Genomic DNA, 12,738 nt, shown 5'->3' on the forward strand with positions numbered 1-12,738 from the left:
GTCATTTATCGGAGAAAGTCATGTTCGACATTGCAGTCCCGGCCATGATCGGCGTCGCGCTGATCGTCGTCCTCGGGATCGTCTTCACCATCCTCTACAAGCGCGCCACCCGCGACGAGGCCTTCGTGCGCACCGGCCTCGGCGGCAAGAAGGTCGTGCTCGACGGCGGCGCCATGATCCTGCCGATCTTCCACTCCTACGCCAGCGTCAATCTGAAGACGCTGCGGCTCACCGTCGAGCGCAAGGAGCGGGAGTCCCTGATCACCAAGGACCGCCTGCGCGTCGACATCGTCGCCGAATTCTACGTGCGTGTCCGTCCTGACGATGAGAGCATTGCGCTCGCGAGCCAGACGCTGGGCGCGCTGACGAATGACGCCGAAGCCCTGCGTAACCAGGTCGAGGCAAAATTCGTCGACGGCCTGCGTTCGGTGGCGGCCACCATGTCCATCCTGGAGTTGCAGGAGAAGCGCAGCGACTTCGTCAAGCATGTGCAGGCGACCGTGGAATCGGACGTAAAATCCAACGGTCTCGAGCTTGAATCGGTGTCGCTGACCAAGCTCGACCAGACCGACGTCAAATTCTTCAACCCGGAGAACTTCTTCGACGCCGAAGGTCTGACCCAGCTGAAGACCGTTACCGAGACGCGCCGGCGCGACCGCAACTCGATCGTGCGCGACAACGAGGTGGCGATTGCGCAAAAGGACCTCGAGGCGCGGCAGCAGACCCTGACCATCGAGCGCACCAAGAAGGAGGCCGAGCTGTCCCAGGAGCGCGACATCGCCAACAAGACCGCGAGCACCCGCGCTGAGGTCGCGACCGCAACCCAGACCGCGCGTCTGACCGAGGAGAACGCCCGCATCGACACCGACCGCGCCGTTGCCGAGAAGGAGGCCGGCGCCAAGCAGGTCAAGGAAACCGCAGTCATCGAGTCGGATCTGGCGATCAACAAGCGCAAGACCGACGCGCAGCGCGAAATCCAGATCGCCACGCAGGAGAACGAGATCCAGATCGCCTCCAAGAGCAAGCAGACCTCGGAAGCCGTCGCCGAGGCCAAGACCGCCGAAGCACTCGCCGTTTCCGCGGAGGAAAAGGTCGTGACCGCCCGCGCGGTCGAGGTCGCCGACCGTGCCCGTCTCACCCAGGTGCTCGCCGCGCGCACCGAGGCCGAGCGCAAATCGACCGAGCTGATCGTCGCCGCCGAAGCCGAAAAGAAGGCCTCGCTCGATCGCGCCGAGGCCGTCAAGACGCTGGCCACCGCGGAAGCCGAGTCCAACAAGATCAAGGCTGTCGGCGTCAGGAATATCGGCGAGGCCGAAGCCGCAATCATCACGCTCAAGAACGAGGCGCAGAACAAGCTCGGCGCCAACGTCATCGACTTCGAGCTCGCCAAGAAGCGGATCGAAACCATGCCCTCGGCGCTGGCCGAGATGGTCAGGCCGATCGGAAATCTCAAGGACGTCCGCATCCTGCACACCGGCGGCGCGTTCGGCAGCAATGGCACCGGCGGCGGCAATGTCGGCTTCGGCGAAGGGCTTGCGGGCGAGCTCCTTAAGGTGCACGCGCTGCGTCCGATGATCGACGAGATCCTGCGCCAGAGCGGGTTTGCGCCGGGCGAGGATCCCGTGAAAGCGCTGGTCGGCGCCGTGACGGGAAAGAGCAACGGCGCCGCAGTGCCGGCGCCCGTGCCGGAGAAAACAAACACCGCCGATCTATGAACGCCGGTTCATTGCTGCGGAGAATTCGAATCGATATGAACTGCCCGTGCGCGTCTCGCGTCGCGCACGCTCCGGAGCGTCGATCGATCGCGTGTTGAACCACTCGATCGCGCTCCGGGTGAATTCTTCGAGGCAACGCCATTTGTTGCCGCGGTGCCTGCGCGGATCGACGTCAGGCACCGGAGCCTCTTTCGATCGGGGGAATTTCACATGAAGTATTTTCTGTCCGGACTGATCGCGATCGGTCTTGCAATCGCCGCTGCGCCGTCGTTCGCGGCCGACGCCCGCAACGTCACCGTCGTCAACGAGACCGGCTATGCCATCAAATTCCTGGGCTTCAACGCGCCGGACGACGGCCTGGACGAATGGGAGAACGAGCTCGACAAGGTTTTGCAGAACCAGGCGAGCACCTATGTCGAGTTCGAAGAGGACGACGAGGGATGTGTCTGGAACATCCGCGTCGACTGGCAGAACTATGACGAATCCGTGCTCTGGAAGAACGTCAACCTCTGCAAGATCACCGCGCTTCGGTTGCGCTACGACTCCGGAACCAAGACCACGTCCTTCGTCGCCGAATAGTTTGACCTGACTTGAGCCAGGGGAGGGCTGGCGGCCCTTCCTCGGCGCATTGTGCAAGATCGCGAATTCGTCCTTTGCAAGCGCAAGCGGCTTTGTTATACGCAGCCGCGCGCGAACGACTGGTTCGCCCTTTCCTCGGTAGCTCAGCGGTAGAGCATCCGACTGTTAATCGGATGGTCGCTGGTTCGAATCCAGCCCGGGGAGCCAAAATCCAGCAAATTCAAAGCCTTACTTGCGTTGCAATTGCGCAACACTACCCGCGACCGCCGCGTTGGGGCCGGTGCACGGCTGTGCAATCGGCCGGTGGAGAGGGAATCGGTCGGACCCTAGCCGTCCCCCAGCACAGCCGAACCGGGCGCCTATAATTCATGCTCAGAGGGTTGAACCCTCAGGCGAGGGACAGTTCGTCCTCCCAGGGTCTGCGACGGACGTTCCCCGAACATCGCATGGTAATACTGCGAGAACCGCCCGAGCTCGTAGAAGCCCTGCTGCATGGCGACAGCGGCCACGGTCGTCGAGCCCGGCACGCTCTCATGCAGAATGGAATGAACGGCACACAGCCGCTTGTGCCTGAGGAAGCTGACCGGGCCCAAGCCGAACACCTCCTGGAACGCGCGATGGAGGGTGCGGCGCGACACCCCGAGAGCGGCGCAGATCTCCGAGACATGCACCGGGCGCGTGCCGGCCTCGTCGAGATACTCCTCGACCCGGCGGATCAGCCGCCTCGCCGAAGGCAGCCAGCCGGTGTCGTCGGGCGGTAGCGACGACATCACGTTGGCCGCCATGCATTCGACGATCGATCGCTTCCAGAAATCGGCGGTCGAGGGCGTCAGGCCGCTCCTGTAGGTGCGCAGATGTGACATGATCCGGACCAGACGATGTGCGGCGATCGCGCCGCTATCGGGGGCCGCCCGGAAATGGTCGCGCCTACGCCAGGTGTCGGGATTGCTCAGCCTCGCTTCGCCGCCGAACAGCGATGCGACCTCGTTGATGTCGAAGCGCATGGCGGCGTAAGCGGATCCACCGTGAAAGATTCCGTCATGCTCGAGCAGCGGCGGAATCACGAGCACGTCGTTGAGGCGCATGTCGAAGGACCAGTGGGTGACGCGCTCTTCGGCCGCGAGCAGCATCCCGATGATCAGCTTGTCGTCGCTGGCGACACGCTGCGTACGCATGCCGACGCTGAAGGTGCCGATGCTGAGCGAGAAATCGCCGATGCCGACATGGGAGAGCGATCCGCGCAATCGCCCGCGCCCGAGCTGCATGACATCGACGTGCGAGCCGTGAACGGCCTGGTGAAGACCTTCGAACCCGTCGAGCTTACGCGAATCAACCAGAAGGAATTGGCCCATGGCGCCACCCTGTTACTCAAGCGCGACAATTCTGCGGCAGGCGGCGGCTGAACACCACTACAACGCGAAGTGGGTACGACAGTCCGAGTTCGCGCTTTGAGGTAAATTATCGCCGAATTTGACGCGAGCTGTACGCCACACGACGCTGCGGATTGAGGAATTTGCGACATGTGTCGTTAAGCCTCACCGATCGGCGCGACGTATTGGCACAAACTGCACATCACGGGCATCCTATCTTCGGATACCATTTGCAACCTAGGCGATATCGGCAACGATCGTTCTGCGAACCGCGGGGCGGGGATGGCGGTATGGTGTTGCCGCGGGCTCGAAGGATGTGCGCAAAAGAGGGAGAGATGCTGACGCAAGTCTACGACACCCATCTCGCACCCTCGGCGCCAAGAAGAGGGGACCAGACAATGCGTCCAGAATGCCGGGCAATGTGCTCTCGTCGACGCCTGCTGAAATCCGCGCCATAGTATCGGGTGGAATACTCGTATCGGAGTTTCCACGATGCTGCGGGCGGATACGGATCACTGCGAGTGGTTGCCGGACGACGTGAAGACCGGCGAGATGGTCTTCATTCCCGGCGGGACCTTCCGTATGGGATCCGACCATCATTATCCCGAGGAGGCGCCGAGCCACCGCGTCTCCGTCGACGGTTTCTGGATCGACCGCACCTCCGTCACCAACCGGCAGTTCAAGCAATTCGTCAACGCGACCGGCCACGTCACCGAGGCGCAGATCGTTCCCGACCCCAAGGACTATCCCGGCGCGCTGAAGGAGATGCTCTACGCCGGCTCGCTGGTGTTCTCGCCGCTGCCGCGCATCACCGATCTCACCGATTGGAGCCAATGGTGGTCCTTCATGCGCGGCGCCAACTGGCGTCATCCTTACGGCCCCGGCAGCAACATCAAGGGCCTCGACGACCATCCGGTCGTGCACGTCTCCTATAGCGATGCGGCAGCCTATGCCCGCTGGGCCGGCAAGGAGCTGCCGACGGAAGCGGAATGGGAGTTTGCCGCGCGCGGCGGCCTCGACGGCGAGGAGTTCGCCTGGGGCGATGCGCTGATGCCCGGCGGCAAGCACATGGCCAACATCTGGCAGGGCAATTTCCCCGTCCAGAATCTCGGCGAGGATGGGTTCAAGCGTACCTCGCCGGTCATGGCTTTCCCGCCGAACGGCTACGGCCTCCACGACATGATCGGCAATGTCTGGGAGTGGACCTCGGACTGGTGGTCGTCAAAGCATGCCGCCGATGCCGCAAAGCCTTGCTGCATTCCCAGAAATCCCCGCGGCGGCCGCGAGGAGGCGAGCTTTGATCCATGTCAACCCGACATCCGCATCCCGCGCAAAGTCTTGAAGGGCGGCTCGCATCTCTGCGCGCCGAACTATTGCCGTCGCTACCGCCCCGCGGCGCGCCACGCCGAGCCGGTCGATACTTCAACCAGCCATGTCGGCTTCCGCTGCGTGATGCGGACGCCTCTCGTTGTTCATCGCGAACAAGAAGGGTCTTCCGCAACATAGCAAGATAGGGAGTATCGCATGAGCAGCGAGTTGGAGAAGAACAACACCCAGTCCGAGGCTGACCAGTCGATCAATCGCCGAAAACTGCTTTTGGGAACTTCGTCCATCGTCGCCGCGGCGACGCTGACATCGGAGGCACTGGCGCAAGCGCAGAAAGCGGCGCCGGGTTCAGCCGCGAGCCCGGCGGCTTCATCGGCGTCCGGCCGCAAGCCGAACATCCTCGTGATCTTCGGCGACGACATCGGACAGACCAATGTCTCCGCCTATTCCTTTGGTGTGATGGGCTATCGCACGCCGAACATCGACCGCATCGCGAAAGAAGGCATGATGTTCACGGACTATTACGCCGAGCAGAGCTGCACGGCGGGGCGGTCCTCTTTCATCACTGGCCAATGCACGCTGCGCACCGGCCTTTCAAAGGTGGGCATTCCCGGCGCGACCGTGGGTCTGCAAGCGCGAGACGCGACCATCGCAGAGTTGTTGAAGCCGCTTGGTTACGCCACCGGGCAGTTCGGCAAGAACCACCTCGGCGACCGCAATGAATATCTGCCAACCGTGCACGGCTTCGACGAATTCTTCGGCAATCTCTACCACCTCAACGCCGAGGAAGATCCGGAGAACCGCTTTTATCCGACCGGTATGCGGGACCAGATCGGCCCACGGGGCGTGCTGCGTTGCAAGGCGTCGGATCGCGACGATCCGACCGAACATCCGCGCTGGGGCAAGGTCGGCAAGCAGACCATCGAGGACACCGGCGCACTCACCAAGAAACGGATGGAAACGATCGACGACGAAACATCGGCTGCCGCCATCGATTTCATGCAACGTCAGGCGAAGGCCAACACGCCATTCTTCTGCTGGTTCAACACGACCCGAATGCACTTTCGCACGCATGTACGGGAGTCCCATCGTGGCCCGCCCGGGCTGACGGCCAGGACCGAATACGCCGACGGCATGATCGAAAACGATGCGACGATCGGAACGGTGCTCAAGGCTATCGACGATCTCGGCATCGGTAACGATACCGTCGTGATCTACACCACGGATAATGGGCCGCATCAGAACTCCTGGCCGGATGCGGGAACGACGCCGTTCCGCAGCGAAAAGAACACCAACTGGGAGGGCGCGTTCCGCGTGCCGTGCATGATCCGCTGGCCAGGACGAATTCAACCCGGCTCGATCTCGAACGAGACAATCAGCGCGCTCGACTGGATGCCGACCCTGCTGGCGGTCGCGGGCGAACCGGATATCAAGGACAAGCTGCTGAGGGGGCACCAGGCCGGAAGCAAAACGTTCAAGGTCCATCTCGACGGATATAACCAGCTTCCCCACCTCACGGGTCAGCAGGAGCGCAGCGCGCGCAAGGAGTTTGTCTACTTCGACGACGATGGCGACGTGGTGGCTCTGCGCTACGAGAACTGGAAAGTCGTCTTCGAAGAGCAGCGTGCGCAAGGTACATTAAGAATTTGGGCCGAGCCGTTTACCAAATTGCGCGTGCCGAAAATCTTCGATCTGCGCTCGGACCCCTACGAGCGCGCGGATATCACGTCGAACACCTACTACGACTGGCTCATGACGGACGGCGCGGGTGTGTTCATTGCTGCGCCTAGAATTGTGGGGGAGTTCCTCGCCACCTTCAAGGAATTTCCCCCGAGTCAGCGGCCGTCGAGCTTCAGCATCGATCAGATCGTCGAGAAGATGCAGAGGAGTTTTCAAGTCACGCAATAGCGTGGCGTGACCGCCTGGCAGCAACGCCGAGCGGCTGACGTGAACGACCAATGAAACACAGGGAGCGTAGAAATGAGCGGCGAACTAAAGAACAAGAACAATTCCTCCGACGCTGAACAAACGATCAACCGCAGAAATCTGCTCCTTGGAACATCATCGATCGTCGCAGCAGCGACGCTGACCTCGGAAGCACTGGCGCAAGCGCAGCAAGCAGCGCCCTCTCGCGCGCCGGCGGCAGCTCAGCCAGCGGGAGGCAAGCCCAACATTCTCGTGATCTGGGGCGACGATATCGGCATCGCCAACATCAGCGCCTACTCCAACGGATTGATGGGCTACGAGACGCCCAACATCGATCGCATCGGACGCGAGGGGATCAAGTTCCTCCACTATTACGGCGAACAATCATGCACGGCGGGTCGCGCGGCGTTCCTGACCGGCCAACACGGCATTCGCAGCGGCCTGACCAAAGTCGGCTTTCCCGGTGCGCCGATGGGCATGAGCCAGCTCGACCCATCGATTGGCGGCCTCCTTAAAAATCTCGGCTATGGCACCGGACAGTTCGGCAAGAACCACGTCGGCGACCGCAACGAGTCGCTGCCGACCGTCAACGGCTTCGACGAATTCTTCGGCAATCTCTATCATCTCAACGCCGAGGAGGAGCCGGAACTACCCGACTATCCCAAAGACCCCAGCTACCTCGCCAAGTTCGGCCCCCGAGGCGTGCTGAGGTGCAAGGCTGCAGACCGCGACGATCCGACCGTAGACCCCCGCTTCGGCAAGATCGGCAAACAGACCATCGAAGATACCGGCGCGCTGACCAAGAAGCGCATGGAAACGATCGACGACGAGACGTCGGCCGCGGCCATCGACTATATGAAACGGCAACAGGCCGCCGGCAAACCGTTCTTCTGCTGGTTCAACGCCACGCGCATGCATTTGCGCACCCATGTGCGTACCGATCATCGCGGCCGCTACACGCATGGCGACAGCGAATACATCGACGGCATGCAGGAGCATGACGATACGGTAGGTACTCTGCTCAAAGCCCTCGACGATATGGGGATCGCCAACAACACCATCGTCGTCTACTCCAGCGACAACGGTCCTCACATGAACAGCTGGCCGGACGGCGCGATGACCTGGTTCCGTTCCGAGAAGAACACCAACTGGGAAGGCGCTTTCCGCGTGCCGTGCCTGGTGCGCTGGCCGGGCGTCATCAAGCCGGGCACGGTCACCAATGAGCTGATGAGCCACAACGACTGGATTCCGACGTTGTGCTCGGCGGCAGGTGAGCCCGACATCGTCAACAAGCTGAGCGCCGGGTACACCGCCAACGGCATCAACTACAAGGTCCATCTCGACGGGTTCGACCAGACCGCATTCCTGCGCAACGTCAGCGGCACGGCCGGCAACAACAACGGCACCAAGAGCGCTCGTGACAAGTTCTTCTACTCGGATGATGACGGCTTGCTCGTGGCCTTGCGCAAGGGCGACTACAAGTATGTCTACGCCGAGCAGCGTCTGCCCGGCACACTGGGCGTCTGGGCCGAGCCCTTCACCAAGCTACGCCTCCAGAAGATATTCAACCTGCTTCAGGATCCGTTCGAGAGGGCTGACATCACCTCGAACACATTCTGGGACTGGCAACTCAACCATGTCGGGCAGGTCTACGGCGCGATGGACGACGTCGGCGCCTTCGTCATGACCTTCAAGGATTTTCCGCCGCGGTCGTTCCCACCGAGTTTCGTACCGGCCACGATCCTTGAAGAGCAGCTCGATGAGATCAAGGACAACCGCGCCAGGACAGGACAACGAGCCCAGAGCATCGACAAGATACGCTCAGGCGTCAATCAGATGATCGAACAGCAGCTCCAGCAACGCGGAGTCAAATAGCTGACACCCCATCCTCACCGGCCCGCGTCGTTGCGGGCCGGTGCCACCTTCGTAGTTACTCGCTTGCGCCTGTGAGATCCAGAATGCCCGTTTCCCTCGCATCTGCCACCCGGCGTGGGTTTCTGATCGGTTTCGCCGCCATCAATGCTGTCGCGGTCTGGAGTGCGGCAGCTTTTGCTCGAACCGGACCTCTACCTTCGTGGAACGACGGGGTCACGAAGACATCAATCATCGACTTTGTTGGGCGGGTGACCTCGCAAGGCGGAGTCGATTTCGTGCCGCCGGCGGAGCGCGTTGCCGTGTTCGACAGCGACGGTACACTTTGGTGCGAACAGCCAATTTATTTCCAGGCGGCCTTCGGCCTCGATAGCGTCAGGGCGATGGCGCCGCAGCATCCCGAGTGGAAGCAGCAGCAGCCCTTCAAGGCGTTCCTCTCAGGCAACAAGGACGTGCTGGCGGCGCAGGGTGAGAAAGGTCTTTTGACGCTGATCGCGGCGTCCCATAGCGGCATAACGACGGACGCCTATGCGGCCTCGGTTGCCGATTGGCTGGCCCGGGCGCAGCACCCGCGCTGTCAGCGCCCCTACAAGGAGCTTGTCTATCAGCCGATGGTGGAGCTGCTCGTATACTTGCGCGCAAATGGCTTCAAGACCTTCATCGCCTCGGGTGGAGGCGTCGAATTCATGCGGGCGTGGGCGGAGAAAGCCTACGGCATCCCGCCGGAGCAGGTAGTTGGCTCCTCCGGAGTCGCGCAGTTCAAGATCGGCACTGACGGGCGTCCCGTCCTGACGAAGCTGCCCAAGGTCGAGTTCATCGACGATGGCCCCGGCAAGCCGTCGGGCATCAACCGCTTCATCGGCCGCCGTCCAATCCTCGCCTTCGGCAATTCGGACGGCGACCACCAGATGCTGCAATGGACCGCGGCCGGACCTGGAGCGCGCTTCGTCGGCATCGTCCATCACACCGATGCGGCCCGCGAATATTCCTACGACAGGGAGTCCAAGATCGGAAAGCTCGACAAGGCCTGGGACGAGGCCACGCAGCGCGGCTGGACCGTCGTCGACATGGCAAAGGACTGGACGACGGTGTTTGCGTCCGAACGCGGCACCGCGGAAGCGTCGCAATGACGAGGACGCGTGCGGGAAGCTGCATCAACGACAGCAATAACAAAGGGAGGGACAAGGATGTCTGGACATATGCGCATGTTTCGGTGGACGAACTGCCTGCTGGCGTTGGCAACCGGCGCGTCGCTTCCGGTCGGAACGGTGTCGGCGGCGCCGCTCCAGCCAGCGGCAATCCAGCAGGGCGCGACTGGACCATCCGATCTGATCGAGGTGCGTGCCGCTGTTCGCCGCGGCGGGGCCGCCATGGGGCCGCGTGGTGGGGCCGTGGTCCATCGTGGCGGCGCCGTGGTCGGCCCCCGAGGCGCCGCCTATCGCGGCCGGACCGCAGTGGTCGGACCGCGCGGCAACGTCGCCGTCCGCAGCACCACGGCTGTGGCCGGGCGCGGCGGCTGGGCGCGACCCGGCTATTACCACTGGCCGAGGGGCGGCGCGATCGCCGCCGGTGCTGCGATCGGCTTCGTGACAGCGGCCACGGCTGTGGCCTGGGCGGGTGCTGCGCCCGCGCCGGGGATGTGCTGGTACTACACCGATCCATCCCGCACGCAGGGTTTTTGGGACTACTGCCAATGATGGAGCATCCCTGATGCGATGAGGCAGTCGTCATGAGCGGTTACGACATCTTCGCCTGGATCGTGCTCGTCATCCTGCTGGCGAGCGCGATCGGCGTTGTCTGCATCGCCGGATGGCTGCCCGGGCATATCGCAAAGTCGCGCAACCATCCGCATGCGCAGGCCGTGACGGTCGCCGGCTGGATCACGCTGTTCTTCGGCTTCGCATTGTGGCCGATCGCCGTCATCTGGGCCTATCTCGACGTGCCCGCGCGGAAAGCGGGAGATGTGTGATGGGCGTTGCGATCTTCAACACCTACCTCGTGCTGCTCTTCCTGCTGGTCCACTTCGGCGTCGTGCGCTTCAACCTGTTCTGGAAGGCCTCGCCCGCGATCGTGCTGGTGCTGCTGCTGTTCGGGCTCTTGATCCCGATGGGGTGGGGCGCCCCCCAAGGCAACGCGCTGGTCGTGCGCAATGCAGTCTCGATCGTGCCTGATGTGGCGGGCGAGGTGACGGATGTTCCGGTTCTCGCCAACGCGCCGCTGAGGGCAGGCGATGTCCTGTTCAAGATCGACCCGACGCCTTACGCGGCGCAGGTCAAGGCGATCGACGCGCAGTTCAAGCTCGCCAAGACGCGCCTCGGCCAGATGACGCAGCTCTACGAGCGCGACGCCGGCCGCGGCTTCGATGTCGAACAGCGGCAATCGGAGGCCGACCAGCTCTCCGGCCAGCTCGAGGCCGCGCAATGGAATCTCGACAAGACGGTCGTGCGCGCGCCGGCCGACGGCTACGTCACCAATCTCGCGCTGCGCAAGGGCGCGCGCGTGGCGAACCTGCCGCTGGCGCCGGTGATGGCGTTCATTGACGTCTCAAGCACCATCATCGGCGTCGAGATCAACCAGAACGATGCGCGCTACGTGGCGCCCGGCCAGGAGGTCGAGGCCACATTCAAATTCGCACCTGGGCAGATCTACTCCGGCAAGGTCGAGAGCGTGCTCCAGGCGATCGCGACCGGACAGGTGCAGACATCGGGCACGGCAGTCCTGCCGAAAGCCATCGAGGCCGCCCCCTTCGTCGTGCGCGTCAAGCTCGACGACGCCGATTTCGTCAAACGGTTGCCGGCCGGCAGCGCCGGAACGGCTGCGATCTACACCGATCACGTCAAACCGACCCACGTCGTGCGCCGCGTGATCCTGCGGCAGGTCGCGATCCTGAATTACGTCAATCCGTTCTAGCGAGAGGGCGCATGAAAAGAGCAGTGCTGACGGCTTCGTTCCTCATCCTCACCTCGGCCACGCAGGCGCAGTCGCCGGTCCCGGTGACGGTCGATAATTTTGGGCGCGCGGAATCCGACCTGTACTTCGGCAACGGCGTCAAGGACGCCGGTGGCATCGGCAAGCTGTTTCACCATCGCGAGCCGATGGCGATCGATAAGCAGGGCGTCATCCGGTCGAATCGTGACACGCTGTACTCCATGGCCGTCGTTGATCTCGATGCGGGACCAGTAACGATCAAGTTGCCGGACGCTGGCAAGCGGTTCCGGTCGTTGATGGTGGTCAACGAGGATCACTACATCGTCGGCGACATAGAGTATCGCGCCGGAAGTTACACCTACGATCGGAAGAGGGTCGGCACACGCTATGCGCTGATCGGGCTTCGAACCCTCGTCGATCCCAACGATCCCAAGGATGTCGAGAAGGTCCGCGCAGTCCAGGATGCCGTCACGATCAGCCAGAAGGCCCCGGGCAAGTTCGAGATACCGAATTGGGATCCGGTCAGCCAGAAGAAGGTGCGGGACGCGCTCCTGGTGCTGTCGTCAACCGCAGGCGGCTTCAAGGATGCGTTTGGCGCCAAGGGGCAGGTCGATCCGATCCGGCACCTGATCGCGACCGCCGCGGGATGGGGCGGCAATCCCGACAAGGACGCCACCTATCTCAGCGTCACCCCCGAGAAGAACGACGGCAGCACCGTCTACAAGCTGACCGTCCCCGGTAATGTGCCGGTCGACGGCTTCTGGTCGATCAGTCTCTACAACGCCGAGGGCTATTTCGAGAAAAACCCCTACAACGCTTATTCGCTCAACAATCTGACGGCGACGAAATCAGTCGACGGCTCCACGGTGGTCCAGTTCGGTGGCTGTGACGGCAAGATCCCGAACTGCCTCCCGATCATGAAGGGCTGGAACTACACGGTGCGACTCTATCGGCCGCGTCCCGAAATTCTGAACGGCAAGTGGAAATTCCCCGAGCCGAAGCCGGTGAGCTGAAGGCTGAAC

12 protein-coding genes and 1 tRNA gene are annotated in these 12,738 nt (G+C 62.6%); 12 read left to right on the forward strand and 1 reads right to left on the reverse strand.

Annotated features, from left to right (window positions below; genetic code table 11):
- Positions 1–20: 20 nt before the first annotated feature.
- The 3 genes from AB7245_RS22390 (at position 21) to AB7245_RS22400 (ending at position 2,501) form a co-directional block, all read left to right on the forward strand.
- The gene (locus AB7245_RS22390; protein WP_439034958.1) at positions 21–1,715 is read left to right on the forward strand and encodes a flotillin family protein; all 1,695 of its coding nucleotides are present in this window, start codon (positions 21–23) and stop codon (positions 1,713–1,715) included.
- A gap of 210 nt (positions 1,716–1,925) precedes the next feature.
- Positions 1,926–2,294 (forward strand): hypothetical protein, encoded by a 369-nt coding sequence (locus AB7245_RS22395; protein WP_063983400.1) that lies wholly within the window; start codon positions 1,926–1,928, stop codon positions 2,292–2,294.
- 132 nt (positions 2,295–2,426) lie between these two features.
- Positions 2,427–2,501 (forward strand) — tRNA-Asn (locus AB7245_RS22400).
- A 152-nt stretch (positions 2,502–2,653) separates the two neighbouring features.
- On the opposite strand, the gene AB7245_RS22405 is transcribed toward AB7245_RS22400, so the two are convergent.
- Positions 2,654–3,538, reverse strand: coding sequence for a helix-turn-helix domain-containing protein (locus AB7245_RS22405; protein ID WP_247310375.1), 885 nt, complete (start codon positions 3,536–3,538; stop codon positions 2,654–2,656).
- On the opposite strand from AB7245_RS22405, the gene AB7245_RS22410 reads away from it, so the two are divergent.
- From AB7245_RS22410 to AB7245_RS22450, 9 genes are all read left to right on the forward strand, one after another.
- Positions 3,518–3,697, forward strand: coding sequence for a hypothetical protein (locus AB7245_RS22410; RefSeq protein WP_354142362.1), 180 nt, complete (start codon positions 3,518–3,520; stop codon positions 3,695–3,697). The genes AB7245_RS22405 and AB7245_RS22410 overlap by 21 nt on opposite strands.
- Positions 3,698–4,156: 459 nt before the next feature.
- Positions 4,157–5,170, forward strand: a complete 1,014-nt coding sequence (locus AB7245_RS22415) for a formylglycine-generating enzyme family protein (RefSeq protein ID WP_439034959.1) — start codon at positions 4,157–4,159, stop codon at positions 5,168–5,170.
- Positions 5,171–5,188: 18 nt separating this feature from the next.
- Complete coding sequence (locus AB7245_RS22420; RefSeq protein ID WP_439034960.1) at positions 5,189–6,898, forward strand: arylsulfatase; 1,710 nt, start codon at positions 5,189–5,191, stop codon at positions 6,896–6,898.
- 72 nt (positions 6,899–6,970) lie between these two features.
- A complete protein-coding gene (locus AB7245_RS22425; RefSeq protein WP_439034961.1) occupies positions 6,971–8,791 on the forward strand; it encodes an arylsulfatase in 1,821 nt (606 codons plus the stop codon).
- Between the two features lie 83 nt (positions 8,792–8,874).
- On the forward strand, positions 8,875–9,918 hold the full coding sequence (locus AB7245_RS22430) for an HAD family hydrolase (RefSeq protein ID WP_439034962.1): 1,044 nt from the start codon (positions 8,875–8,877) through the stop codon (positions 9,916–9,918).
- Positions 9,919–9,993: 75 nt separating this feature from the next.
- Positions 9,994–10,485 (forward strand): hypothetical protein, encoded by a 492-nt coding sequence (locus tag AB7245_RS22435; protein WP_225048827.1) that lies wholly within the window; start codon positions 9,994–9,996, stop codon positions 10,483–10,485.
- A 32-nt stretch (positions 10,486–10,517) separates the two neighbouring features.
- A complete protein-coding gene (locus tag AB7245_RS22440; protein ID WP_439034963.1) occupies positions 10,518–10,757 on the forward strand; it encodes a DUF3302 domain-containing protein in 240 nt (79 codons plus the stop codon).
- On the forward strand, positions 10,757–11,698 hold the full coding sequence (locus tag AB7245_RS22445) for an HlyD family secretion protein (protein WP_439034964.1): 942 nt from the start codon (positions 10,757–10,759) through the stop codon (positions 11,696–11,698). The genes AB7245_RS22440 and AB7245_RS22445 overlap by 1 nt, the downstream gene beginning before the upstream one ends.
- An 11-nt stretch (positions 11,699–11,709) precedes the next feature.
- Positions 11,710–12,729: a DUF1214 domain-containing protein gene (locus tag AB7245_RS22450; protein WP_439034965.1), complete on the forward strand. Its 1,020-nt coding sequence runs from the start codon at positions 11,710–11,712 to the stop codon at positions 12,727–12,729.
- Positions 12,730–12,738: the final 9 nt, after the last annotated feature.

Source organism: Bradyrhizobium sp. 604_D8_N2_3 (assembly GCF_051810765.1).
Lineage (GTDB): Bacteria > Pseudomonadota > Alphaproteobacteria > Rhizobiales > Xanthobacteraceae > Bradyrhizobium > Bradyrhizobium barranii.